We start from the raw sequence: 24,392 nt of genomic DNA, 5'->3' as shown, positions 1-24,392 counted from the left end.
ATATACAAAAGCAAGTAATAAGCAACGTAATATAATGTAAAAACAACTAAATCTTTATTGGGACGGTTATGCAAGAAGACTGGAGAAAAAGGGCCATCAGTTGGCTGGGAAGGAACAACGCGGATCAGCAAAATTGGGCAATTACATATCTTGGCAAAAAAGGTTGGTTTGCTCGTGGTAGGCGCTTTGATGAGTCGGCCTATGATTATTTGGTGACTCATATTCGTGATGCGCCAGGTACGCACAAGGAGCAAGAAGATTTGCGCCAAATAAAGCGTGCCTGGAGTCAGAAAAAGAAGCGCGACCAGAAGGGGCAAGCGATGTCCTATTCGTTCATGATGAGCAAAGCATTTGGCCCCCGGTTGCGCTATCTAGCGAAGAAGCGTGGTGAGCCGATGTATCGAGCCTTGGAGTCGATCATTTTTGACCATCACGAAGAGGTGAAGTCCCTTGCATGGCTCGATATGAGCAAAAAGCGGCTTAAAAACCGAATGGAGGAGGTGGATAAGAAGCTGAAGGATTTGGAAAGCAGTCGCGAGGAATTGGATTTGAAAGAGGCGGATGTCCAGAGCCGGTTGTCGGAGCTGGAAGATAAGGTTACAGGCGTTCAGTTGCTTGAGGATGAATGTTTGGAGCAAGCAGTGGCGTTGGACGACATGAAAGATCTGATATTAAGGCTATTAGCTGACTACACGGACGCGATTCACGCGCACGCGCTCAATCAATGGGTAATTGGGCAAACAGCCTCGCTGCCTCCGGTTCCTATGAGCTATCAGGGGCAATCAAAGGCCGCCCACTTTTTAAGGCCCTATCACGACTTGTCGGCTAACTTGTAGAGGTAATCTGACCAGGCCTGCATCATTTCGCGCCTCTCCTCGAGCCTCGCTGAGCGATTGTAGGCAGCCGCTACCAGGTTGCGCTGTTTGTGAGCCAGTTGAAGCTCAATTACCTCTGGCTGCCAGTTCTGTTCGTGTAGTAGGGTGGATGCTGTCGCCCGGAATCCGTGACCAACCATGACGGAGCCATCGTAGCCCATCGATTTGAGGGCGACATTAATCGTATTCTCTGACAGTGGCCGTTTCCGTTTGACGGATTCGAATACGAGGCTCTGATGTCCGGTGATGGTCTTCAGCTCTTTCAGTATTTCGACGGCCTGGGTCGAGAGTGGCACGATGTGATCAGGCACCTGACCCGCTCTCTTGGCTTTCTGAGTACCTTTCATGCGCTTTCCTGGAACGATCCAGGTAGCTTTGTCCAGATCAATCTCGTTCCATTCTGCGTTTCGCAGTTCGCCCGGCCGAAGGAACAGCATCGGTGCCAGTTTCAAGGCGGCTATTGTGGACGCATGGCCTCCGTAGGCATCAATTGCCTTCAGTAGCTTGCCTAACTCATCCGGGTTGGTAATCGCAGACCTATGTCGAGTTGGGGTGGTTTTGAGTTGGCCTCTCAGTGTGGCTGTAGGGTCTATCTCTGCACGATCTGCCGTTACTGCAAAACGAAAGATCTCGCCGATGCGTTGCCGGATTCGATGAGCTGTCTCGTGTTTGCCCTGTTCCTCTATGGGCCTTAGGGTTTCCATAACAGTCGACGGCTTGATTTCTTTGATCGGCAAGTGGCCCAGCTTAGGGAAAGCCCAGGTTTCGAGTCTTCTCTTCGCGACTTCCAGCGTACTGTCTGCAAGTTCCCCTTTCTTGAGTTTGAGCCAGTCCTCTGCGACCGCCTTGAAAGTGTCCGCCTGCTCTTTCGAGGCCGCTTTTTGCTCTTTTTTGACCTGGTTTGGATCAATGCCGTCGGCAATCTGCTCCCTGGCCTTGGCGCGACGCTCTCGGGCCAGTTTCAGCGAGACTTCAGGGTAGACGCCAAGTGCAAGCGTCTTCTCCTTGCCATCAAATCGGTACTTCATCCTCCAATACCTTCCGGATTGTTGGACGTCCAGATAAAGTCCGCCTCCGTCGGAGAGCTTGGTGCGTTTACCGAATTTTTCGAACTTTGCCGATTGGATCTTTTTGTCGTTTAGGGGGGTGATAGGCTTTGCCATGCGAGGGTTGAGCTCTTTTTGGGGGTACAAAATCTACTATAGCGGGGTGTATATTGGTTTGCACCCCAGATGTGCCCCCAAAATCTGTAGACTCAGGCGGAATATTGTAGATCGATAAGGACGCTGAGTTTCAGTAAAAATCTTTTAAAACAGCTGGTTGGGTCTGGATATAGATCAATGCGGAAGGGCGACTGGTACCCCCGGCAGGACTCGAACCTGCTACCTTCCCCTTAGGAGGGGGACGCTCTATCCAGATGAGCTACGGGGGCATTATCGCGAGAAGGGCGGTATGATAGCGGGCTAAGCCCCGAGGCTCAAGGTGCGGCCCGGTTTCGGTGATTGTCACGGAGTTTGTTTTGCCAGACCCTTTCTCGTTAAGCGTGATTGTTCCCGTGTGGATGGAGGCTGAGGGCGTTACCGACACCCTGCGTGCCGTGCAGCCAATTCGGGCAAAGGGGCATGAGGTGGTTGTGGTTGATGCGGGTAGCAGCGATCAGACAGTTGAGCTGGCTCGACCACTTTGCGACAGGGTGGTGGTCTCGGAGAAGGGACGGGCACTCCAGATGAACGCCGGTGCAGCGGCGGCAAAAGGGGATCTTCTGCTGTTCCTGCATGCGGATACACGCTTGCCGGCAAATGCTCTCGAGCACCTCGCAGGTTTTTTCCAGTCGCGTCGCGCCTGGGGGCGGTTTGATGTGCGGCTGAGCGGTGATCGACCGCTGTTCCGGATTATTGCCTGGTTTATGAATCAGCGCTCCCGCCTGACCGGTATCTGCACCGGCGATCAGGCCATGTTCGTACGGCGGGATGCCTTTGAGGCCATGGGTGGCTTTCAGCCTGTACCGCTTATGGAAGATGTGGAATTCTCACGTCGTCTTTGCCTGGTGTCCCGTCCTTTCTGTATAAAAGAGCCTGTTGTGACTGATAGCCGGCGCTGGCAGCAACACGGTGCCTGGCGAACAATTTTTCTGATGTGGAAGCTGCGCTGGCGGTATTGGCGTGGTGAATCGCCGGAGTCTCTGGCCCAAATCTACCGATCGGATGTTCGCAATGTCTCAAAGTAGTCCGTACTCGGCGGTTTTTCTGCAGTTTGCCAAATGGCCGGAAGCTGGCCGGGTTAAAACTCGCCTGATGCCCGAACTAGGCGCAGTGGGCGCACTTGATGCCCATGTTCGACTCACTCTGGCGGTGCTGGATAACCTGTGTGCAACCGGCTATCCGGTGGAATTCTGGTGGGACCGGCCGGTGGAGGACCGTCACGGTGACGCTGCCGAAATCATTGAAGAACTGGACGGTGCCGGCCTGGCCCAGCGAATTCAGGAGGGCGGTACGCTCGGAGAGCGGATGCATCGTGCTCTCAGTCAGTCTCTGCGGAGTTATGACCGGGCATTGGTTGTCGGCAGTGATTGCCCATCCGTGGATCCCGATTATGCGCGCCATGCCGTGGCTTGTCTGGCGGATTACGATGTTGTGCTTGGCCCCTCTGACGATGGCGGCTATGTGCTGATCGGTGCCTCAAGAGTGGCCGAAGGGATGCTGGATGACATCGCCTGGGGGACGCCTGAAGTGCTCGTGCAAACCCGCGAGCGTCTTGAGGCCTCGGGGCTCAGCTACTGTTTGCTCGAGCCCCGCTGGGATGTTGACGAGCCCGAAGACTGGGCTCGCTTTCTGCGTACCTGCTAGCGTTTTCAACTGGCGGGCACCGGTGGCAGTTCGGTCAGCCTGCCCAGGACGCGATTTGCCTCCAGGCCATCACCGCCGGTAACAACCTGCAGGCTCTGGGTTCGCGCCTGAACCGATTTGCGGAACGTCTCAAGCAATGCTTGTTGGCCCACACCCTGTACCGCGTTGGCGAGCTGTTCACGGGAATCAAAACTGTCAACGCCCCGATCAATCTCGCGCCAGTAGCGGCTGGAAATCTCGCCAAGCTGTCGATCCCGCTCCAGAAGCTTGCTGATGACGGCCTGCTTTTCACGCTCCAGGCGCTCCGGTGTCAATGCCGACAGGGTTTCCTCGAAGCTGTTGGAAAACTCCTGAACGGCCTGGTCGATCTCTGCGCGCGTTGCCGACGGTGACTGCACAACAAACCCGAGGGCAGGCGTTTCCAGCATTTCAAAAGCTGTCGCGTACACGATGTAGCCCAACTGGCGGTTGGTGCGGATCTCTTCATAGAAAGGGCTGCTGATTATTTGGGCCAGCAGGCGGAAACGGGCCCGTTCCTCGAAGCTGGTGTTGTCGCCCTGCATGTAGAGTGTATAACCAGTGTCGGGATGGTCTACCTCAATGGAAACCTTGGTTTCATTGTCAGGCAGTTGCCTTACCTGGCTGCGCTCGACCCGGGTCAGCTCACTGTTGCCAAGAACAATCGCGTCAACCTGCCGTGCCAGGTTGAGCGCCGAGGCTTCGGTGAGGTTGCCGTGGGCCAGCATAACCGGGTCAACCTGTGAGAGTAGGGCTTCCGAGAAGGACTGCAGTTCCTCGAAGGTTACTTCCCGGGCGGCCTTCAGCTTATCGTCGTTGGGCCAGGCGCCCTCAATCAAAGACGTTTGCACAAACTCGGAGGTCTGTTCCACGGGGCGGTCCTTGGCTTTATTCTGCAGGCCGTCTATCAGCTGTTGCCGGGCAATCTCGAAACGTTGCTCTGTCAATTCCGGTGCCGCCACCTGGAGCAGAATCCGATTCATCAGGGTGTAAAGTTTGTCGTTGTATCCGCCGACACGAACTGTGATACCCCGAAGATGGGGATAAACGCTGTAGTCCAGACCCGCAAGGCTGGCGGAGTAAGCCCAGGCATTCAGGTTGGTATTGATGGTGTCCACCAAAAGTTGGGTGAGCACGTAGCTTCGCGCCGAAGCGCGGGAGGCTGGCGTTCGGAGGCCTATAAACACGTTCGCTTTCGGAGTATCAAACCGCGTGTCCCGGGCGAACCAGACATCCATGCCTTCCAGTGCACCAAGCCTTATCGGCTGCTCCATGGTTCCACCCGGTACCATCGCCAGGTCCTCCGGCACAAACGGGTTCTCTGGCGGCAGGCGCAACTGGGCAGCCAGCTCTGGCAGGCGTTGAGCCCTGAGGTCTTCCGGATCCAAGGCTTCCCGGGTCCAGGCGGCGTCATACCAGTCAGTGCGATTTGGATTCTCCAGTTCAGGTTCCGGTGCCAGGACGAAGGCAAGGAGATTGTCCGGTGTCAGTCTGCCCAGAATGTCGCGGTACTGTTCCGGCGCAAAGCGCTCAACCAGCCAGGGTGCCCGCAGCACGTCTTCCGGGGGATAGTCCTGCAAGTAGCGGGAGAGACGCATGGCTTCGTGCAGGGGATTACCCTGCTCGCGGAACCGGAAATCAATGCGCGCCAGGTTCTGCATTTCGAGGAAACGCTGCTCGCTGATCCCTTTCTGGCGGACCTTTTCAATGTATTCGAACACCAGCGGTAGAATGTCCTCGTGGCGCGATAGTCCTTCGGGTGTCAGGGAAATGCTGATTTCGAGGGTGGCGTTTTCGCCGGTGTCCATGCCCAGACCCGCGGAGAGGCTCTCGGCCAGACCGGCCTTTTTAAGTACATCAAACAGACTGCCGGGGCCCTCATGGCCAAGCAGGTTAGCCACGTAGCTGGCCGGCTTGGTGCGGTAGTTGTCTTCCTGGGATGGAATAGGGAAGGTGAGCGAGAGGCTTCGAACATCCTTGAGTGCTTCCGCTGTTACCTTGGCTGGGAGGTCTTCTGCCCGATACAGATTGGCCACATGGCGTTTGGTGTCAAGGTTGCGGTTTTCAATGGCATTGAAGCGGCCACGCACCATGGATTCCAGTTCGTCCAGGGTTTGCGGTCCATAGACCGCCAGGCTCATGATGTTTGAGGAGTAATGCTGCTTCCAGAATTCGATCAGGTCAGGTCGCAAAGGATTTTCTTCTGTATTTTCCAGCGTACTGAGGTTGCCTACCGCAAACTGACTGAAGGCATGGTCCGGGTTGCTGGCAGCCTTTTTTACGGAATAGAAGCGGCGTCCATCTTCTTTCTGCTTGGCGCTGAATTCCGAGTGCACGGCGTTGCGCTCACGGTCCACCAGTTCGGGGGTAAACAGGGGGGCCGAGAACTGTTGAGCGAACCGGTCCAGTGCGGGTTCCAGAAATTCGGCCTGAATATCGAAGAAGTAGTTGGTGTCCTGGAACGCGGTGAAGGCATTGTGTTGGCCGCCATGGCTCTTGATGAACTGCTGGTATTCGCCCGGATCCGGGTATTTCTCGGTTCCCAGGAACAACATGTGCTCCAGGAAATGCGAGAGTCCCTCCCGATCCGCCGGATCATCGCCGCTTCCGACAGCAACATTCATTGAGGCAGCGGCCTTGTCGGCATCCCGATCCGAAACCAGGATAACCTTCAGGCCGTTGTCCAGTTCGATGAACCGGTACTGGTTGTCGTCATTGGGGCTCTTCTCGGGAATCTGGGCTGCAAGAGCAAGGGTGCTGAACAGCAAAAGCGCAAGCAGGGAAAACAGGCGTGAGATCGGGTTCTGCATGGAGTTCTTCCTGACGGTACGTGTGTTCATAGGCTCTCTGTGGTTCCGAGAAGAGTTTCGCGCATCAGTGCATCATTGCGTTGCGCGTGCTCTCAGGTTGCTGGTCGAGTGTTTTACGAGCCAGATCGGCGGCTTTCTCACCATCCAGCTGGCCAGAGGCGATACGCTCCAGAACCGTGGCCATGATGGCAACGGACTGGCGATAATCGGCAAACTCGGCCTGGAAGGCCTGGTCGATGGCCTCGTAGACCGCCTGAATCTTTTGCTCCCGGGAGCCCGTATTGTCGGCTGTGTCGTTGATGGCCTTCAGGCAGGCCCGGGCGATGGAAATGTAACGTTCCGCGTTTGGGTTGTCTTTCTGCATAGTGGGGATTCCGACGTTCGGTTTTCCAATGAAAAGGAGAGATGCCAAAAGGCGTGATAAGTTCCCGATTATGTCATTGCTGGCAGGCGCTTTCATTGCTTTGTGGTAATCCGGAGATTGGGCATGCATGGGGCAATTCCTGTGCTAGTCTCAGAATCATTGTGTCGGCAAACCGGTCAGGCCCGTTCAGCGTGCGGGAACGGAATTTTAGAGTAATGGCTCTATACAAAACAAAGGCTTACAGAGTAAAAACTCTAAAAAAGTTCGATACATGAAGGTTGCAATTAAGTACAATGCCGGCGTTTCCGGAAAACTCTAAGACTTTAGTCGTATGGGTGCCGGCATGGATAGACAACAACAGAGCAACAGGCAGGGTGGAAGATCGATGAATTATTTCCTGACGGGTGGCACCGGATTTATTGGCCGTTTCCTCGTGGAGAAGCTTCTGGCACGTGGTGGCACTGTCCACGTACTGGTGCGTGAACAATCCCAGGATAAACTGGACAAATTGCGTGAGCGCTGGGGCGCGGATGAATCCCAGGTGAAGGCCGTTATAGGCGACCTGACCAGCAAGAACCTGGGTATCGACGCCAAGACGATGAAGGCCCTGAAGGGCAATATCGACCATTTCTTCCACCTCGCCGCTGTTTACGATATGGGCGCCGATGAAGAAGCCCAGCAGGCTACCAACATTGAGGGCACGCGGGCTGCGGTAAATGCCGCAGAGGCCATGGACGCCAAGCACTTTCATCACGTTTCCTCCATCGCGGCGGCCGGTCTGTTCAAGGGCATTTTCCGGGAGGACATGTTCGAGGAAGCCGAAAAGCTGGACCATCCGTACCTGCGCACCAAGCACGAATCCGAAAAGGTGGTCCGCGAGGAATGCAAGGTTCCCTTCCGGATTTACCGCCCGGGCATGGTGATCGGCCATTCCGCCACCGGTGAAATGGACAAGGTTGATGGCCCGTATTACTTCTTCAAGATGATCCAGAAAATCCGCCACGCATTGCCTCAATGGGTGCCAACCATTGGTGTCGAAGGCGGCCGGCTGAATATCGTGCCGGTGGATTTCGTGGTTAACGCGATGGATCACATTGCCCATCTGGACGGTGAAGACGGCAAGTGTTTCCACCTGGTGGATACCGATCCGTACAAGGTTGGCGAAATTCTCAACATCTTCAGCGAGGCGGGCCATGCACCCAGGATGGGTATGCGGATCGACTCCCGAATGTTCGGCTTTGTCCCGCCGTTCATTCGTCAGAGCCTGAAGAATCTGCCGCCGGTGAAGCGGCTGACATCGGCTATTCTCGACGATATGGGCATTCCGCCCTCCGTGATGTCTTTCATCAATTATCCCACCCGGTTCGATGCCCGTGAAACCGAGCGTGTTCTGAAAGATACCGGTATTGAAGTGCCCAGGCTGCCGGACTACTCGCCGGTGATCTGGGATTACTGGGAGCGTAACCTGGATCCCGACCTGTTCAAGGACCGCACGCTCAAAGGCACGGTTGAAGGCCGGGTTTGCGTGGTGACCGGTGCAACGTCCGGTATTGGTCTAGCCACTGCGCAAAAATTGGCAGACGCCGGCGCCATCCTGGTCATTGGCGCCCGTAAGCTCGAGCGGCTGAAAGAAGTAGCTGCGGAGTTGGAGTCCCGGGGAGCAAGCGTGCACGCCTATCCCTGCGATTTCTCCGATATGGACGCCTGCGACGAGTTCGTGAAGACCGTTCTGGACAATCACGGCCACGTGGATGTGCTGGTCAACAATGCCGGGCGTTCCATTCGCCGTTCACTGGATCTGTCTTTCGATCGCTTCCACGATTTCGAGCGCACCATGCAGCTGAACTACTTCGGTTCCGTGCGGCTGATCATGGGTTTTGCGCCCAAGATGCTGGAGAATCGCCGCGGGCATGTGGTGAACATTTCCTCTATCGGTGTGTTGACCAATGCGCCCCGGTTCTCGGCGTACGTGGCGTCCAAATCCGCCCTGGATGCTTTTAGTCGCTGCGCGGCTGCTGAATGGTCAGATCGCAACGTGACCTTCACCACCATTAACATGCCGTTGGTGAAGACGCCGATGATTGCACCGACCAAGATCTACGATTCGGTGCCCACCCTGACACCCGAAGAGGCAGCCGGCATGGTTGCCGACGCCATTGTGTATCGCCCGAAGCGCATTGCCACGCGTCTTGGCATATTCGCTCAGGTTCTGCACGCCCTGGCGCCGAAGATGGGCGAGATTGTCATGAATACCGGTTATCGGATGTTCCCGGATTCGCCTGCCGCTGCCGGCAGCCGGTCCGGCGAGAAGCCGAAGGTGTCCACAGAGCAGGTGGCTTTCGCCGCTATCATGCGGGGCATCTACTGGTAATGCGGTAGCCCCTGAAGCCGCTGGGAGGGGGAGTTAATCCCCCTCTCAGATTAATAGACTGAATGAGATTTGCCTCTTTTATGAGTTTTTCTGGGCTAAAGTAAACGTGCCGATGGCCGATGCTTAGCGTAAGAACAATATAAAAGAAGGCCTATTGATGACTCTGAAAAAACGTCTTTTGCTGACTTTGCTGCTGGTTGGCCTGCTTCCCGTCATTGCCATCTCGTTTTTTAACGCCGAAATTGCCCGACAGAGCCTGAAGGAACAGGCGTTGCAGCAACTTTCTATTGCGGCGACCAATAAGCAGCGTAGTGTTGAGGACTATCTCAACACCATTTCCCGGCAACTGAAAGCCATGGCCAATAATCGCGGGACCCGAACGGCGGCCCAGGGGTTTGGTTTGGCATTTCAGAATTATGAAAAACTGGTACAAGAGGAGCAGTCGACCTTACGAGAAAACGTCGAGGCTTATTATCAGCAGAATTTTTTGCCACCCTTGCAGCAAAATGGTGGTGCTAAAGGACGTTCAGCGTCGGACTTCGTTGCATCCCTCAGCAAAAACAGCCTGGCTCTGCAGATGGGTTACATCGTGGACAACCCGAATCCTGTGGGTCAGAAAGACGAATTGGTATCGGCTGACGTCCATATCGCGCAGTTTTATAACACGCTTCACAAACAGTGGCACACCTCGTTCAAGGCGTTTCAGGAGGCGTTCGGCTACTACGATATTTATCTGATTGATGCCGATTCAGGCTATGTTATCTATTCCGTAGCCAAAGAGGTTGATTTTGCTACCTCCCTGAAAGACGGTCCCTACGCGGATTCTGGCCTGGCGGAAGCTTATCGTCAGGCGCTGTCTGACGGACAGGATACTGCTCCGACTTTTGTTGATTTTACTCGGTATGTACCGTCCTACGGTGCGCCCGCCGGATTTGTGGCAACCCCCATATATTCCGAAAAAGATGAGCGGCTGGCCGTGCTGGCCTTCCAGTTTCCCATCGACAGCCTGAACAACATCATGATGGAACGAGATGGCATGGGGGAAACCGGGGATGCCTATCTGGTGGGGCCGGATAACCTGATGCGGTCAGACTCCTACCTGGATCCGGAAAACCGCAGTGTTGTCGCGTCCTTTGCTGACCCGGAGAATGGACGCATTAGTTCGACATCGGTGGATGAAGCTCTGGCCGGGAATTCCGGTGAAGGCGTGGTTACGTCCTACCGGGGCGAGCCAGTGTTTTCCGCCCACAGGCCAGTTGCTGTAGGCGGGTTGAACTGGGCGCTGGTGGCGGAGATCAGCGAAGACGAGGCCCTGGCGCCGGTACGTGAAATGTGGACGCTGGCGGCGATAGCCATTGCTATTGTGATCCTGGCTGTGGTGGCCGTGGCGGTCTGGACCGCAGTGCGGATCATGAAACCCCTCGGCAAAGACCCGGCCGAATTGCAGGCACTGGCGGAGCAGGTGGCTGCAGGTAACCTGATCATTGATGCGTCCGAAAGTGACAGGGCGACGGGCGTATATGGATCCATGCTTAAGATGGTGTCGGACCTGAAAGAAGTGATCTTCAAGGTTGAGGAAGCTTCCCAGCGCCAGGCCAGTGCATCTGAACAATTGTCCGGTACTTCCTCGCATACTCTGGAGAGTGTGAATCAACAGGCAGAGCAGACTGAGCAGGTGGCGTCGGCCATTGAAGAAATGTCCTCCGCCATCAACGAGGTGTCCCGGAATACCTCGGAATCGGCAGCCAGTGCCAAGCGCACTCATGAGGCGGTCAGCCGCAGCGCCGCCGAGGTGGAATCCTCCGCTGATGACACCCGTGCTATGGCCAGGGAACTGGAGGAGGCAGAGGCCGGCATAGAGGACTTGCGAAAGAATATGGAATCCATCACCAGGGTTCTGGATTCGATCAAGTCCATCGCGGACCAGACCAACTTGTTGGCTCTGAATGCCGCCATTGAGGCGGCCCGGGCCGGAGAGCAGGGCCGGGGCTTCGCGGTGGTTGCGGATGAGGTGCGCAGCCTTGCCCAGAATAGCCAGAAGGCGACCGAGGAGATAAGTAGTTCCATCGAATCTCTGGTCAATTCGTCGGAGCATGCTTCACAGGTCGTTACCCGCTGCAGCGCCCAGGCCAGTGGTATTTCCGAGCGGGCAGGAGCCGTTGTATTGCAGCTTCGTGAGGCAGTGGATGAGGTCACCCGGATGTCCGGTATGGCCGAGCAGATTGCTACCGCATCTGAAGAGCAATCAGCCACGGCCGAAGAAGTAACGCGCAACGTATCTACAATTACTGAAAAGTCCTTTGAGACCAAACAGGCCATGGCCCAGATCTCTGAAGCCAGTGGTGACTTGGCGGCGTTGTCTCATCAGCTGAAAGATTCGCTGTCCCGGTTTAAAGTCAACTGAGTATCAAGCGTCGTTGAAATCATCGGCCATGATTGGCTCACAACTAAAAAACCCGCGACGGCGGGTTTTTTATGGCGGTTACTCGGTCTCTTCGGGGATCACCGGAGGCGGAAAGCCGCCCAGTTCTTTCCATCGATTCACAATGCCGCAGAACAGGTCTGCGGTTTTCTCCGCGTCATAGGCGGCGGAATGGGCTTCCTTGTTGCTGAAAGGAATGCCCGCGAGCTTGCAGGCCTGGGCCAGAACGGTGTGGCCGTAAGCCAGGCCGGCCAGGGTGGCAGTATCGAAAGTTGAGAAAGGGTGAAAGGGATTGCGACGGATGTCGGCCCTCAATGCGGCGGCAAAGATGAAGTTGTGGTCAAAGGTGGCATTGTGGCCTACCAGAACCGCCCGCTTGCAGTCGTGGTTTTTCACTGCCTTGCGAATGGGGCTGAAAATTTCACTGAGTCCTTCCCGCTCGGGTACCGCTTCCCGCTCCGGATTCCACGGATCAATGCCTGTGAAATCCAGGGCAGACTGCTCCAGATTGGCGCCTTCAAACGGATCAATCTGTTGCACGTGGGTCTCCGCTCGTCGCACCCAGCCGTCGTCGTCCATGGTCAGTATCACTGCCGCCACTTCCAGGAGGGCGTCCCGCTCGGGATTGAAGCCAGCGGTTTCCACGTCGACTACAACAGGCAGAAACCCGCGGAAGCGTCGGGACATGGGGTGCGGTGGTTTGTTTTCGTCAGTCACTCAAGCTCCGGTCTTGGCCGTGTGTGAGAAGGAATAAGCGAGGTTTACGCCAGTCGCCAGTGAACGGTTTCACCTGCCTTGAGGGGCACGATGGTTCCGTCAGACAGAGGTAGTTCCGCCGGCATGGTCCAGGGCTCCCGGACCAGAGTGATGGTATCGGTATTTCGCGGCAGGCCGTAGAAATCGGGGCCGTTGAAACTGGCGAATGCTTCGAGTTTGTCCAGAATGCCAAGTTCTTCGAAAATGTCCGCATACAGGCCGATGGCGCCATAGGCCGAGTAACAGCCGGCACAACCACAGGCGGCTTCCTTGCGATCCCTGGCATGGGGGGCAGAATCCGTGCCCAGGAAAAAGCGTTTGTTGCCACTGGCTACCGCGTCCCTTAACGCCTGCTGATGTCGGTTACGCTTGAGAATTGGCAGGCAGTAGAGGTGGGGGCGAATGCCGCCGACCAGCATATGGTTGCGGTTATACATGAGGTGCTGGGGCGTCAGAGTCGCGCCCAGGTTGTCGCCCTGGTGCTGCTGGACAAACTCTGCAGAATCGGCGGTGGTGATATGTTCCAGCACAACTTTGAGGTTCGGGAAAGCCTCAATGGTGGGAGCCAAAACCCGTTCGAGAAAGACCTTTTCCCGATCAAAGATGTCGATATCGGCATCGGTCACCTCACCGTGGACCAGAAGCAGCATGCCGCATTCCGCCATGGCCTCCAGAACCGGGTAGATATTGCGAATATCTTTTACCCCGGAGTCCGAGTTTGTCGTTGCACCTGCCGGGTAAAGCTTGGCGGCAACAACACCAGCGGCTTTGGCCTCCCGGATGGTTTCCGGTGTCATGCTTTCGGTCAGGTACAGGGTCATCAGTGGCTCGAATGCAGTGCCATCGGCAGCTGCGAGAATCCGCGCCCGGTAGGCGGTAGCATCAGCGGCGGTTGTCACCGGTGGTACCAGGTTGGGCATGATGATGGCGCGACCGAAGCAGGCAGCGGTAGCCGGCACCACATCGGTAAGAATGTCGCCGTCCCGAACGTGAAGGTGCCAGTCGTCGGGCCGGGTAAGAGTAAGCTTTTCTGTCATGGCAGTCGTCCGCAATACCTTTGGCGAGGCGTGCTGTGGGGCCTTGGTGGATAGCGCCCCGAAAAATTTGGCGAATTATACCAGAAGGCGCCGGTGATTGTTTTCGGTTTGGCGGCTAAAGAAAGCCAGGTGCAGGCCGTTAAGCAACCAGGTTCTGCTAATTCCCGGACTTTGATGGCAAGCACTATGGGATTCCGCCCTGTAAAACGTATGAAAACTCTGCTGGCAGCCAGCCTTCCTGTTCTGTTTTTGCCGGCAGTCGGGCAGGCTGCCAGCTATGGCGCTGGCATCGAGAATAGCCAGTGGTACCTTGCCGAGTCGGTATTCGAGTGTCGCCTGGTGCACGAGGTCCCCGGCTACGGCCGGGCGGTGTTCAATCATCGTGCGGGGGAAAATCTCAGCTTTTTCCTGGAGTCTGACGCCGCACTGATGCGACCGGGGCGGGGCAGTCTGGTAGTCGAAGCACCGGCCTGGCGTCCGGGAGTGGAGCCGAGGCCCCTGGGAACGGTCAATGTGTCCGATGATCGCCGTCAGGTTTCGCTGGATACGCGCCAGGCCTTTGTTGTTGCCCACGGCCTGCTGGATGGTATGCGCCCGACGGTTACCAGGGAGTCCTGGTTTGATGGCCGTCCGGTGCGGGTGCAGGTGTCCAATGTTAATTTTGCCGGTGAATACCAGCGTTACCAGCGTTGTACATCCAATCTCTTGCCGGTCAATTTTGACCAGATTCAGCGCTCAAGAGTGCCGTTTGCGAGCGGCAGTACCCAATTGTCTGATGCCGACCGACGGTTGCTGGATAACATCGTGACCTACGTAAACGCCGACACCACGGTTGAGCGGATTTTCGTGGATGGCCACAGTGACAGTATTGGCAGCCGAATCGACAATCGCGCCCTTTCCGAGGACCGTGCCAATGTGGTGGCCGACTACCTCAAGGCGAGCGGTATTGATGAAAACATGATCACCGTTCGGGCTCATGGTGACCAATACCCGGTATCCAACCGACCGGCAGATAACCGCCGCACCAATATCCGCCTGCAACGGGCTGGCGACCGCCCGGCGCTACAGCAGGCCAACGGTTACGGCGGCGAACCCCGGGGATAACCGGTTTCAGTAAACCGAGTCCAGCACTTCCAGGTGGGCGTTTACGCTCTCCGCAAGTGCTCTGAGATGGTAGCCACCTTCCAGGGTCGAAATGATCCTGTCATTGCTGTGCTCGTGGGCGACCGCGACAATCATTTCCGTCAGCCAGCGGTAGTCTTCGGTCTCCAGGTTCAGTTCCGCCATCGGGTCCATCTTGTGGGCATCAAAGCCCGCGGAAATCAGGATCAGTTGGGGTTTGAACTCATTTAGCCGTTTTAGCCAGCCTGTCTCAACTTGTTTCCGGTAGGCTTCAGAAGAGCAGTTGGCCTCAATCGGAATATTCACGATGTTGTCGGCCTGCCGGTGCACATGTGAGTGAGGGTAGAATGGGTGCTGGAAGCTGGAGCACATCAGGATCCGTTCGTCACCACCAACAATGTCCACGGTACCGTTACCCTGGTGCACGTCGAAATCGATAATCGCGACTCGCTCAAGGTGATGGAAGGTGAGCGCGCGCATGGCAGCCAGGGCGACGTTATTGTAGAAGCAGAACCCCATGGATTTCGCTCGCTCGGCATGATGGCCGGGCGGGCGGGCGCAAACAAAGGCGTTGGTTACCTGGCTACTCATAACCATATCCACGGCCTGGACGTTGGCGCCAGCGGCGAGGCGGGCTGCCCGCAAGGTGTCCGGCATCATCGCCGTATCCGGATCGGTAAACACCCGGCCCCTTGTTGGTTGCATCAGGTCCAGCTGATGGAGGTATTTCTCAGGATGCACCATCAGGAGCTGATCACGGGTGATCTCTTCCGGACGGACCCAATCCAGCTTCTGGTCGAGACCGGTATCAGCCAGGTAGCTGATGATAGCTGCCAGCCGCTCCGGGCTTTCCGGATGTTCCGGCCCCATGTTGTGTTTCATGAAGTCATCGTGGGAAAAGAATGCCGTGGTCATACGTCTCGGACTGCCTTCGATATGCTTATATTTTCTTCAAGCTTATCAGGGAAAACCGCACGATGCCGTGTTTCTTTGGTCTTATAGGAGCGATAGTCATTTCACATCGGGGGATCAGGGCCTAAGATAAGGGTTACACGCATAAGTAACCTGTTTTATTACATTTATTTCCCCCACGGCCTTCCGGCCAACCATAAAGGAGAGTCAGCTTGAGCACCCGGTATCTGGAGAGCCTGTTCAATCCCGCGTCTATAGCGGTGATCGGTGCGTCGGAGCGGGCAGACAACCTTGGCGGTATGGTATTGCGGAACCTGATGGGGGGCGGTTATCCGGGCCGTTTGCTGGTTGTTAACCAGAACGATTACGACAACGTGCACGGTGTGCCGTGCGTCAAGAAAGTCTCGAAAATGGATTTTTCTCCCGATCTGGCAATCATCTGCACGCCGCCGGACACCGTGGCCAAGACCATCAAGCGGCTGGGGGAGGCTGGAGTACGCACGGCCATCGTTATGACCGGTGGGATGTCCCGCACCCACAGTAAAACCGGGCAGCCCCTGATGTATTCCGTGCGCGAAGCTGCCCGGGAAACCGGTATCCGGGTGCTCGGCCCCAACACCATTGGCCTGATGGTTCCGGCCCGAAGCCTGAACGCCACCTACGCCCACATGGGAGCCATCCCTGGACGGGTTGCCTTCGTCGGCCAGTCCGGCACTATTGCCAGCTCCGTCATAGATTGGGCGTTCGCCCGGGGTGTGGGGTTTTCCTACTTTCTGACCCTGGGCGATGGCATGGATATCGATCACGACGATCTGATCGACTATCTGGCTCAGGATACCCAGACCCGCGCGATTCTCCTGCATATAGAGAACATCCCCAATGCCCGGCGCTTCATGTCGGCGGTTCGGGTAGCCTCCCGCACCAAGCCGGTGATTGCAGTTAAGTCCGGGCGGGTACCGGAATCCGAGTGGTTCCCCCACGATCTGCCCGATGGCCTGAAACGAAGCGATCCGATTTACGATGCCATGCTCCAGCGGGCCGGTGTGTTGCGGGTGGACGGTCTTGGCCAGATGTTCGATGCCCTGGAAACGTTAACCCGAATGCGTCCTCTGCGCCGCGAAAGCCTGGCGATCATGGCCAACGGCGTCGGCCCCGGAGTGTTGGCGGTGGACCGGTTGGCAGATCTTGGCGGGGAGCTAGCGGAACTGTCGGATTCCAGTATCGAGGCGTTGGCCGAGTTACTGCCACCTTACTGGACCCGCAAGAACCCGATCGACCTTAACTACGACGCCTCACCGGAGCTATACGGCCAGGCCATCAAGATCCTGGCCAAAGATCCGGAAGTGGCGAACGTTCTGGTGATGTATGCGCCGAGTCTGACCGAGGACAGCCTCCAGATTGCCGACGCTGTGGTGCAGGCCTCCAAGGGCACCCGCCTGAATGTGTTTACCTGTTGGCTCGGGCAAAGTACGGTCATGGACGCCCGGGAAGAGTTCTACCGGGCCGGGCTGCCGTCGTTCTTCAATCCCGAAAAAGCCGTCATGGCATTCATGCAGCACGTGCGTCATCAGCGGGTACAGCGGCTGCTGACCGAAACGCCCGAGTCGTTCACCGATCACTTCGCAGACCGAACCCATACCCGTCACGCTGTTAGCAGGGCACTGCGGTCAGGCCGTTACCACCTGTCGAACCGGGAGGCCAGGGACCTGGTGCGGGATTATGGCATCAGCACCATCGACACCATGTACTGCGACGACATGGAAGAGGTTCTGGAAGTGTTTGCGGTGGAGCGGCGCCCCATCGATATCACCATCATTCATGAGCAGGCCTGTCATCCTTTCCTGGATCTGAGTCCGACCCAGCGGCGTTACAAGGGGACGGTCCAGAAGCTCAACAGCGAAGCGGCCATTATGGATTCCTGTCGCTACCTGATGGAGGAATATCAGAGCCACTTCCCGGACAGTGGCTTTCTCGGTTTTGCGGTTCAGCGCTCCTACCAGCACGTGGGTGGAATCGAGTTCAGCGTGGGTATTACCAGGGACGCGTTGTTTGGCCCTCTGGTGGTGTGCGGGGCGGCCGGCGCCCAGATAAATGTTATGACCGATCGGCAAATCGCACTACCGCCGCTGAACATGGTTCTGGCCCGGGAACTGCTGCGCCGTACTTACATGTACAAGCTGTTGAAAGAGCACAGCCTGAAGCCGGAAGAGGACATCCGGGCGGTGTCGGAGACCCTGGTTACTCTCTCCCAGATTGTGATCGACATTCCGGAGATCCAGGGGCTGGAAATCTCGCCGCTGCTGTTCAACGAGCAGGGGGCCGTGGCGGTGAATATCGCTATCAACCTGGCCGACAAACCGGGGCGGCCGATCATTCAGCCTTACCCGCGAGAGCTGGAGGAGTGGATCGTGTTGCCGAGATCCGGTCGCCGGGTAATCATCCGGCCGGTTCTTGCCGAGGACGAGCCTGCCCATCGGGCTTTCCATGAATTGCAGTCGCCGGAATCCATTCGCTACCGCTTCTTCCAGTATCGCAAGCATTTCTCCCGGGAAGACGTTGCCCAGATGGTGCAAATCGATTATGACCGGGAGATGGTCTTTATCGCCAACGCGCCGAGGGAAGACGGCGAAGGGGAGGAAACTCTCGGAACCGTGCGCACCTGGACGGACGCCGACAACCTGCAATGCGAGTTCGCGGTTATGGTGCACGATAAAATGAAGGGCGAGGGCCTCGGCGTTGCCCTGATGCAGAAGATGATCGATTACTGCCGGTCAAGAGGCACCATGGAGATGGTGGGCAATGTGCTTCCTGACAACCGCCCCATGCTGCAGCTGGCGGAACACCTGGGTTTTGAGATCAAGTTCAACACGGAAGAGGAAGTCATGGATCTGAGGCTGGTTCTGAATGAACCGGAGAAAGACTGGCAGCGAGAGCGGTTGGGCAAGATCAACCACTGAAATTTGTGAACCCGGGGTCAGAAGAACTTCTCTTCTGACCCCGGGTTCATGGCTCTATTCTTCAACAATCGCCGAGCGGTCCTCGCCACCCAGTGCTTCGAGGAGTCCCGGAATCAGTCGGGACAGCTCAAGAGTCATCAGCGTGAAGGCCGCGTCAAACTTGGCTACGGCGTCGTCAACATCGACATCGTCCAATTGATCCTGAAGCGTTTCGCCGAATTTCAGGCGACGGATGCCCAATTCTTCGTCCAACACGAAGGAGACGTTGTCGTCCCAGGTCAGGGACAGTTTGGTCACCTGCATGCCGGCATCCAGATGATTCCGGATCTCATCGGCTTTCAGATCCAGGCCCTTGCACCGCACCACGCCACCATCTTCTGACGGGTCCTTCAGCTCGCACTCACTGCCCAGAACCACATTGGCAGGCAGATCGATGGATTCGTTCAGCCAGCCGGTGAAAGTGAACGCGGGCGCCTGTTCCACGGCAGGCGGGCGAACCGGCAGCGAGCCCAGGCTTTTGCGGAGGGTGGAGGCCAGATCTTCCGCCTGCTTGGCAGAGCCGGCGTCGACGACCAGGACGCCGTCCTGGGGCGCGAGGTAGGCGAAGCAACGGCGGTTCTTGGAGAAGGCCTGGGGCAACATCTCCAGCATCACCTGTTCCTTGATTTCGTCTTTCTCCTTGCGCCGGACCTTGCGGCCCTGCTCGAATTCGATAGCTTCGGCCTTTTCTTCAACCGCTTCTTTTACCACCGGGCCCGGAAGAATCTTTTCTTCCTTGCGCAGGGCAATCAGGTGATAGCCGTTGGCGCTGTGAACCAGCTGTTCGCCATGCTTGCCCAGCGGCGGTACCCAGCCCTGGCGGCTGGTTTCCTGGGGGCCGCAGGGTTTGAAGGCGTCGGCCTGCAGTTTTTCTTCCAGCTCTTCGGCGGAGATATCAAACGGTTTGGTAAAACGGAATACGCGGGCGTTGCGAAACCACATCAGGGCTGGTCCTTGTCTTTCATATTTGCATGATCTCTACGAGCACGGTTTTGATAATAAAGCCCACAACGCCGGCGCCCAGCACCGTAAACAGGGCGATGGTGCCGAATCTTCCGGCCTGGGATTTCTTGGCCAGATCCCAGACGATGATACCCATCCAGACAATCAGGCCGGTCAGAAACACCAGCATGGCGATCTGGGAAAACACTGCTTCGTTCATTGCTTACTCCGATATCAACGTGGATTACTGTTCATCCCGCAGGAAAACCCAGTTGTTCTTATCGGATTGGTCTTCGCTGAAGTAATAGCCTTCGAGGTTAAACCCTTTGAGGTCGTCGGCCTGGGTAATGCGGTTCTGGATGGCAAATCGGCACATCAGGCCGCGGGCTTTCTTGGCGTAGAAGCTGATCATCTTGTACTGACCATTCTTCCAGTCCTTGAATTGGGGGGTAATCAGCCGGCCTTCAAGGTCTTTCTTCTTTACACTTTTGAAATACTCATTGGAGGCCAGGTTTACCAGCACGCCGTCGTCGTCTGCCAGCAGCCGGTTGATCTCGTCAGTAATCTTGCGGCCCCAGAAGGCATACAGGTCTTTGCCACGGTTATTCTCGAACCGGGTACCCATTTCCAGGCGATAGGGTTGCATCAGGTCCAGCGGTTTCAGGACCCCATACAGGCCGGAGAGCATGCGCAGATGCTGTTGGGCAAACTCGAAGTCCTGCTCGCTGAAGCTCTCTGCGTCCAGGCCGGTGTAAACATCGCCCTTGAAAGCCAGTACAGCCTGGCGGGCATTTTCGGGAGTGAATGGTGTGTGCCAGTTCTGGAAGCGCTCAGCGTTAAGTTGCCCCAGCTTGTCGCTGATGCTCATCAGATTGCTGATCTGGTGCGGCTCCAGTTCCTTTAGCTGGTCAACCAGCTCACAGGCATCGTCGAGAAACTCCGGCTGGGTATAGCTGTCAGTTGCCAGCGGGCTTTCGTAGTCCAGCGTTTTTGCAGGGGAAATAACCATCAACATGTCAGGCAATCCTCATTGCAGGAATGTGAGTAATTCATCCCTGGTAAACGGCCAGTCCAGTTCCGCACCGGTGTCGTTGCGTCGCAGCACTGGAATTCGGGTGCCGTACCGCTCCACCAGCTCTTCGGACTGGGCAATATCCACCACGTCTACCGGTATGGGTTCCGGCATGGGCGTATTAACAAGCAGGGCTTCAGCCAGCTCGCACAAATGGCACTGGGATGTTGTGTAGAAAAACAGTTCCATTATTTCGGCTGTGCGTCCAGTTTCTGGCCGTTTACGCCCTGGCTGTCCTTGCCCATGAGATACAGGTAAATCGGCATCAGGTCTTCCGGTGCCGGATTCTGCTGCGGGTTCTCCGCCGGGTAGGCGTGGGCTCTCATATTGGTACGGGTCGCGCCCGGGTTCAGACTGTTCACCCGGACATTGTGGCGTTCGTCATCCAGTTCTTCGGACAGCAGCTGGCTCAGGCCTTCTACGGCAAACTTGGACACCGCATAGGCGCCCCAGTAGGCCTTCGCCTTCCGGCCAACGCCGGAGGACGTGAAGATCACTGAAGCATCGTCGGACTTACGAAGCAGAGGGATCATGGCCCGGCTGAGCAGGAACGGGGCTGTCGCGTTAACGTGCATGACCTTGTTCCAGGTTTCCGGGTCATACAGCTCAACCGGGCTGCGATCGCCCAGAATGGCGGCATTGTGCAGTAAGCCGTCCAGCTGACCAAAGTTGTCTTCCAGGGTCATGGCCAGCTCTTCGTAATCTTTCACCGCTGCACCCTCAAAGTTCATGGGTACGATGGCTGGCTTCGGGTGGCCGGCCGCCTCGATTTCGTCGTAAACCGTTTCCAGCTTACTGACTGTTCGGCCAACTAGTACGACCGTCGCACCGTGGGCGGCATAGGCCTTCGCGGCAGCCCGGCCAATGCCGCTGCCGGCACCCGTCACCATAACGATACGGTCTTTAAGAAGATCGGCGGGTGCTTGGTAATCGTGCATAACCTGTCTCCGTGTCAGGCTGTTACCGGCTGAACACCGGATCCTTAAATTGGCGCTCTATTGTAACAGCTTTGCCAGGTCCGTGACGGTGTCCGCGATAAGATCCGCTTGCCACAGGTCAATGGCTTCCGGCTCCTCAATGTAACCGTAGCGGACAGCGATGGTTTTCATGCCCGCATTTCGACCGGCCTCGATATCCCGTTCATGATCGCCTACATAAATCCCTGAACCGGGCTCGGTCCCCATCTGCTGACAGGCAAGTAGCAGGGCCTCGGGATGAGGTTTGCGCTGGGCGACATGATCAGGGCACACCAGGGCTGCGCAGCGGTCCGCCAGATTCAGCGCCTCAATGAGCGGAACCGCGAAACGGGCGGGCTTATTGGTAACAATGCCCCAGGGGGTGCCCTTTTTCTCAAGAGCGACGAGGAGCTCGTCCATGCCTTCAAAAAGGGTGGTTTCTACCGCTACTCCGGCCTCGTAAAGGTCCAGAAACGCGGTGTGCTTTTCCAGGTACTCCGGATGTTCGGGTTCCAGGCCAAAGCCCACCCGGATCATGGCGCGGGCACCGTTCGAGACCGAGCGTCGAATGTACTCTGGGGGCAGGGGTGGCAGTCCGTGCTGGTCCCTCAAGTGATTCAGGCACCGGATAAAGTCCGGTGCCGTGTCGATCAGTGTTCCGTCCAGGTCAAACAGGACCGCAGACGTGTGGTGAATGTTTTCAGGCTTCACGAATATCCCTGGCATGCATCAGGTAATTGACGTCCACGTCCCGGCCCAATTTGTAGATTTTGGTAATCGGGTTGTAGGTCATGCCGGTCAGTTCCCGAACATCCAGACCGGCGTGGCGCAGGTGATCGGACATTTCCGAGGGACGGATAAACTTGTTCCATTCGTGGGTACCCTTCGGTAGCAGCCGCAGCACGTACTCGGCGCCGACAATCGCAAACAGAAACGACTTGGGGTTGCGATTGATGGTTGAGACAAACAGGTGGCCGCCGGGTTTCAGCATGGCGGCACACGCCTTGATTACCGACGCGGGATCCGGCACGTGTTCCAGCATTTCCAGGCAGGTAACGACATCGTATTGGCCTGCATGCTCGCTGTCCTGCGACAGCTCCTCGACGGTAATCTGCCTGTAATCCACGTTCACGCCGCTCTCCATGCCGTGCAGCCGCGCCACGGAGAGGGGCGCTTCGCCCATATCGATACCGGTAACATGGGCCCCACGCTGAGCCATGCCCTCAGACAGCAGGCCGCCACCGCAGCCGACGTCAAGGGCGCGTTTTCCGGCCAGGGACACCCGCTCGTCAATGTAGTTCAGGCGCAGCGGGTTGATGTCGTGCAGCGGTTTGAATTCGCTCGTGGGATCCCACCAGCGGCTGGCCAGGGCTTCGAACTTGGCGATCTCGTTCCGGTCTACATTCTGGTTTGTCATGGTTGGTTCTGCCTGGTGAATCAATAGGAAATCGGTTAGTCAGCCTTCGTGCGGATTCGCCCGGCCCAATCCTCAACCCGGAGCATGAGATCGGCGACGTCAATGCGGGTAAGCCGGCCATCCTGTACTTGTGGTACGCCGTTAATCCAGCTGTGGCTTACTGATCTGCCATGGTTGCTGTATACAAGATGGGAGGCCGGATCGTAAACCGGCTGTAAAAACGGGTCACTCAGATCAATGGCAATGATGTCTGCCAGCTTGCCCTTCACCAGGGATCCCAGCTCGTGATCCCGCCTCAGGGCCCGGGCCCCGTTGATCGTCGCCATTTCCAGGGCTTTGTGTGCCGATAACGCCGAGGCGTCTCCGGCCACCACTTTGGCCACCATGGCGGCGGTACGGAGCTCTCCGAAAAGATCCAGATCGTTGTTGCTGGCGGCGCCGTCTGTGCCAATGGCCACATTGACCCCGTTGTCCATAAGCTTCTGCACCGGGCAAAGGCCGCTGGCCAGCTTCAGGTTCGATTCCGGACAGTGGATGATGTGGGCGCCCGATTGTTTAAGCAGGCTTGTATCGCTGTCGTCGATCTGGGTCATGTGCACGCACTGCGTTTCAGGGCGCAGCACGCCGAGGTCCGCCAGCCTGGCCGTCGGTCGCTGGCCGAGTTTTTCAGTAGCCTCGGCTACTTCAAAGGCAGTTTCGTGCAGGTGTATCTGGATGGCGGCACCGGTTTTTTCCGACAGTCGTGCGGCTTCGGTCATCGGGCCGTCAGATACGGTGTAGGGCGCGTGGGGGCCAATGGCCGGAATGATGTAGCCATCGGTTTTCCAGGTGTCTATAAAGTCGGCGCCCTTGCTCAGATACTCGTCCGGGCCGGCGCCCCAGGGGGTTGGAAAATCCAGCAGCGGAAAACAGATCTGGGCGCGCATGCCCGCATCATGGGCAACCTGTGCCGCGATCTCGGGAAAGAAATACATGTCCGAAAACGTAGTGGTTCCGGTGCGCAGCATTTCTGCCATCGCCAGTTGGGTGCCATCGGCAATGAACTGTTCGCTGATAAAGCGACCTTCGGCCGGCCAGATGTGATCATTCAGCCAGGTCATCAGCGGAAGATCGTCCGCCATGCCGCGGAACAGGGTCATGGCGGCATGGCCGTGCATGTTGATCAGCCCGGGCATGACGACATGGTGGGGAAGATCGACGGTTTCGCGGGTTCGGAACGTCTGGTCCGCCTGCGCCTGGGGGATTACGGCAGCCAGGCGGTTACCCTGGATTATGACGGCGTGATTCTCAAGTACCGTGCCTGCCGGCTCAATTGGAATCAGCCAGCGCGCGTTTATGCGGATATCGGCCGCGGTGATAGTGTCTGCCGTCATTCAATTCTGCCTTACAGCGCCAGGTGCGAAGCTGCCGCACCTTGAAAATGTAGCCCGGAAGTATAACCGTTATACTGGCAGTTTTCAGCGCTGAATAACCGGA

General features: G+C 56.9%; 21 protein-coding genes and 1 tRNA gene. 7 read left to right on the top strand and 15 right to left on the bottom strand.

The annotated features are described in order from the left end of the window. Positions 1-68: 68 nt before the first annotated feature. The gene (locus QZ534_RS12985) at positions 69-836 is read left to right on the top strand and encodes a hypothetical protein (RefSeq protein ID WP_296934931.1); all 768 of its coding nucleotides are present in this window, start codon (positions 69-71) and stop codon (positions 834-836) included. Here QZ534_RS12985 and QZ534_RS12980 read toward each other — a convergent pair. Continuing rightward, complete coding sequence (locus tag QZ534_RS12980; RefSeq protein WP_296934930.1) at positions 812-2,038, bottom strand: integrase arm-type DNA-binding domain-containing protein; 1,227 nt, start codon at positions 2,036-2,038, stop codon at positions 812-814. The two genes, QZ534_RS12985 and QZ534_RS12980, sit on opposite strands and share 25 nt — an antisense overlap. A gap of 192 nt (positions 2,039-2,230) precedes the next feature. Further along, positions 2,231-2,307 (bottom strand) — tRNA-Arg (locus tag QZ534_RS12975). Positions 2,308-2,394: 87 nt separating this feature from the next. On the opposite strand from QZ534_RS12975, the gene QZ534_RS12970 reads away from it, so the two are divergent. Together QZ534_RS12970 and QZ534_RS12965 are read left to right on the top strand one after the other, a co-directional pair. Further along, positions 2,395-3,102 carry a TIGR04283 family arsenosugar biosynthesis glycosyltransferase gene (locus tag QZ534_RS12970; RefSeq protein ID WP_296934929.1) on the top strand — a complete coding sequence of 236 codons (708 nt, stop codon included), beginning with the start codon at positions 2,395-2,397 and terminating at the stop codon, positions 3,100-3,102. Then, complete coding sequence (locus QZ534_RS12965) at positions 3,089-3,721, top strand: TIGR04282 family arsenosugar biosynthesis glycosyltransferase (RefSeq protein WP_296934928.1); 633 nt, start codon at positions 3,089-3,091, stop codon at positions 3,719-3,721. Before QZ534_RS12970 ends, QZ534_RS12965 begins: the two co-directional genes overlap by 14 nt. Before the next feature lie 5 nt (positions 3,722-3,726). On the opposite strand, the gene QZ534_RS12960 is transcribed toward QZ534_RS12965, so the two are convergent. Then, positions 3,727-6,549: an insulinase family protein gene (locus tag QZ534_RS12960; protein ID WP_296934961.1), complete on the bottom strand. Its 2,823-nt coding sequence runs from the start codon at positions 6,547-6,549 to the stop codon at positions 3,727-3,729. A gap of 64 nt (positions 6,550-6,613) precedes the next feature. Next, positions 6,614-6,913, bottom strand: a complete 300-nt coding sequence (locus QZ534_RS12955) for a hypothetical protein (protein WP_296934927.1) — start codon at positions 6,911-6,913, stop codon at positions 6,614-6,616. Positions 6,914-7,298: 385 nt separating this feature from the next. Between QZ534_RS12955 and QZ534_RS12950 the strand changes: the two genes are divergently transcribed. Together QZ534_RS12950 and QZ534_RS12945 are read left to right on the top strand one after the other, a co-directional pair. Then, positions 7,299-9,284, top strand: coding sequence for an SDR family oxidoreductase (locus QZ534_RS12950; RefSeq protein WP_296934926.1), 1,986 nt, complete (start codon positions 7,299-7,301; stop codon positions 9,282-9,284). A gap of 157 nt (positions 9,285-9,441) precedes the next feature. Further along, complete coding sequence (locus tag QZ534_RS12945) at positions 9,442-11,688, top strand: methyl-accepting chemotaxis protein (protein WP_296934925.1); 2,247 nt, start codon at positions 9,442-9,444, stop codon at positions 11,686-11,688. 78 nt (positions 11,689-11,766) lie between these two features. On the opposite strand, the gene rnt is transcribed toward QZ534_RS12945, so the two are convergent. Next, positions 11,767-12,423 carry a ribonuclease T gene (gene rnt, locus QZ534_RS12940; RefSeq protein ID WP_075267700.1) on the bottom strand — a complete coding sequence of 219 codons (657 nt, stop codon included), beginning with the start codon at positions 12,421-12,423 and terminating at the stop codon, positions 11,767-11,769. Between the two features lie 44 nt (positions 12,424-12,467). Beyond that, positions 12,468-13,499, bottom strand: a complete 1,032-nt coding sequence (gene pyrC, locus QZ534_RS12935; protein WP_296934924.1) for a dihydroorotase — start codon at positions 13,497-13,499, stop codon at positions 12,468-12,470. Positions 13,500-13,685: 186 nt separating this feature from the next. Here pyrC and QZ534_RS12930 point away from each other — a divergent pair, with 186 nt between their 5' ends. Further along, a complete protein-coding gene (locus QZ534_RS12930) occupies positions 13,686-14,603 on the top strand; it encodes an OmpA family protein (RefSeq protein WP_296934959.1) in 918 nt (305 codons plus the stop codon). Between the two features lie 6 nt (positions 14,604-14,609). On the opposite strand, the gene QZ534_RS12925 is transcribed toward QZ534_RS12930, so the two are convergent. Further along, positions 14,610-15,536, bottom strand: a complete 927-nt coding sequence (locus QZ534_RS12925) for a histone deacetylase family protein (RefSeq protein ID WP_296934923.1) — start codon at positions 15,534-15,536, stop codon at positions 14,610-14,612. A gap of 209 nt (positions 15,537-15,745) precedes the next feature. Between QZ534_RS12925 and QZ534_RS12920 the strand changes: the two genes are divergently transcribed. Further along, positions 15,746-18,490, top strand: coding sequence for a GNAT family N-acetyltransferase (locus QZ534_RS12920; RefSeq protein ID WP_296934922.1), 2,745 nt, complete (start codon positions 15,746-15,748; stop codon positions 18,488-18,490). 54 nt (positions 18,491-18,544) lie between these two features. On the opposite strand, the gene rdgC is transcribed toward QZ534_RS12920, so the two are convergent. From rdgC to QZ534_RS12880, 8 genes are read right to left on the bottom strand one after another with little or no spacing between them, the layout of a single operon-like run. Further along, positions 18,545-19,471 carry a recombination-associated protein RdgC gene (rdgC, locus tag QZ534_RS12915; protein ID WP_296934921.1) on the bottom strand — a complete coding sequence of 309 codons (927 nt, stop codon included), beginning with the start codon at positions 19,469-19,471 and terminating at the stop codon, positions 18,545-18,547. Positions 19,472-19,490: 19 nt separating this feature from the next. Further along, entirely contained in the window at positions 19,491-19,691 is a 201-nt protein-coding gene (locus tag QZ534_RS12910) for a DUF2788 domain-containing protein (RefSeq protein ID WP_069184858.1), read from the bottom strand. A gap of 24 nt (positions 19,692-19,715) precedes the next feature. Next, positions 19,716-20,486, bottom strand: a complete 771-nt coding sequence (gene yaaA, locus QZ534_RS12905; protein WP_296934920.1) for a peroxide stress protein YaaA — start codon at positions 20,484-20,486, stop codon at positions 19,716-19,718. A gap of 12 nt (positions 20,487-20,498) precedes the next feature. Further along, a complete protein-coding gene (locus QZ534_RS12900) occupies positions 20,499-20,732 on the bottom strand; it encodes a glutaredoxin family protein (RefSeq protein WP_296934911.1) in 234 nt (77 codons plus the stop codon). After that, complete coding sequence (locus QZ534_RS12895; protein ID WP_008171450.1) at positions 20,732-21,481, bottom strand: YciK family oxidoreductase; 750 nt, start codon at positions 21,479-21,481, stop codon at positions 20,732-20,734. The genes QZ534_RS12900 and QZ534_RS12895 overlap by 1 nt, the downstream gene beginning before the upstream one ends. 57 nt (positions 21,482-21,538) lie before the next feature. After that, positions 21,539-22,225, bottom strand: coding sequence for a phosphoglycolate phosphatase (gene gph / locus QZ534_RS12890; RefSeq protein WP_296934907.1), 687 nt, complete (start codon positions 22,223-22,225; stop codon positions 21,539-21,541). Next, entirely contained in the window at positions 22,200-22,916 is a 717-nt protein-coding gene (gene ubiG, locus QZ534_RS12885; RefSeq protein ID WP_296934905.1) for a bifunctional 2-polyprenyl-6-hydroxyphenol methylase/3-demethylubiquinol 3-O-methyltransferase UbiG, read from the bottom strand. Before ubiG ends, gph begins: the two co-directional genes overlap by 26 nt. A 35-nt stretch (positions 22,917-22,951) precedes the next feature. Further along, on the bottom strand, positions 22,952-24,289 hold the full coding sequence (locus QZ534_RS12880; protein WP_296934903.1) for a TRZ/ATZ family hydrolase: 1,338 nt from the start codon (positions 24,287-24,289) through the stop codon (positions 22,952-22,954). Between the last annotated feature and the right edge of the window lie 103 nt (positions 24,290-24,392).

Source organism: uncultured Marinobacter sp., assembly GCF_913055835.1.
GTDB lineage: Bacteria > Pseudomonadota > Gammaproteobacteria > Pseudomonadales > Oleiphilaceae > Marinobacter.
This window is presented reverse-complemented; position numbering and strand designations above follow the sequence as displayed.

What these genes read in the sequence shown, in the direction of transcription:
- QZ534_RS12985 (WP_296934931.1), top strand. Translation starts at nt 69, where the DNA reads ATGCAAGAAGACTGGAGAAAAAGGGCCATCAGTTGGCTGGGAAGGAAC.
- QZ534_RS12980 (WP_296934930.1), bottom strand. Translation starts at nt 2,038, where the DNA reads ATGGCAAAGCCTATCACCCCCCTAAACGACAAAAAGATCCAATCGGCA.
- QZ534_RS12965 (WP_296934928.1), top strand. Translation starts at nt 3,089, where the DNA reads ATGTCTCAAAGTAGTCCGTACTCGGCGGTTTTTCTGCAGTTTGCCAAA.
- QZ534_RS12960 (WP_296934961.1), bottom strand. Translation starts at nt 6,549, where the DNA reads ATGCAGAACCCGATCTCACGCCTGTTTTCCCTGCTTGCGCTTTTGCTG.
- QZ534_RS12955 (WP_296934927.1), bottom strand. Translation starts at nt 6,913, where the DNA reads ATGCAGAAAGACAACCCAAACGCGGAACGTTACATTTCCATCGCCCGG.
- QZ534_RS12950 (WP_296934926.1), top strand. Translation starts at nt 7,299, where the DNA reads ATGAATTATTTCCTGACGGGTGGCACCGGATTTATTGGCCGTTTCCTC.
- QZ534_RS12945 (WP_296934925.1), top strand. Translation starts at nt 9,442, where the DNA reads ATGACTCTGAAAAAACGTCTTTTGCTGACTTTGCTGCTGGTTGGCCTG.
- pyrC (WP_296934924.1), bottom strand. Translation starts at nt 13,499, where the DNA reads ATGACAGAAAAGCTTACTCTTACCCGGCCCGACGACTGGCACCTTCAC.
- QZ534_RS12930 (WP_296934959.1), top strand. Translation starts at nt 13,686, where the DNA reads ATGGGATTCCGCCCTGTAAAACGTATGAAAACTCTGCTGGCAGCCAGC.
- QZ534_RS12925 (WP_296934923.1), bottom strand. Translation starts at nt 15,536, where the DNA reads ATGACCACGGCATTCTTTTCCCACGATGACTTCATGAAACACAACATG.
- rdgC (WP_296934921.1), bottom strand. Translation starts at nt 19,471, where the DNA reads ATGTGGTTTCGCAACGCCCGCGTATTCCGTTTTACCAAACCGTTTGAT.
- QZ534_RS12910 (WP_069184858.1), bottom strand. Translation starts at nt 19,691, where the DNA reads ATGAACGAAGCAGTGTTTTCCCAGATCGCCATGCTGGTGTTTCTGACC.
- yaaA (WP_296934920.1), bottom strand. Translation starts at nt 20,486, where the DNA reads ATGTTGATGGTTATTTCCCCTGCAAAAACGCTGGACTACGAAAGCCCG.
- QZ534_RS12900 (WP_296934911.1), bottom strand. Translation starts at nt 20,732, where the DNA reads ATGGAACTGTTTTTCTACACAACATCCCAGTGCCATTTGTGCGAGCTG.
- QZ534_RS12895 (WP_008171450.1), bottom strand. Translation starts at nt 21,481, where the DNA reads ATGCACGATTACCAAGCACCCGCCGATCTTCTTAAAGACCGTATCGTT.
- gph (WP_296934907.1), bottom strand. Translation starts at nt 22,225, where the DNA reads ATGCCAGGGATATTCGTGAAGCCTGAAAACATTCACCACACGTCTGCG.
- ubiG (WP_296934905.1), bottom strand. Translation starts at nt 22,916, where the DNA reads ATGACAAACCAGAATGTAGACCGGAACGAGATCGCCAAGTTCGAAGCC.
- QZ534_RS12880 (WP_296934903.1), bottom strand. Translation starts at nt 24,289, where the DNA reads ATGACGGCAGACACTATCACCGCGGCCGATATCCGCATAAACGCGCGC.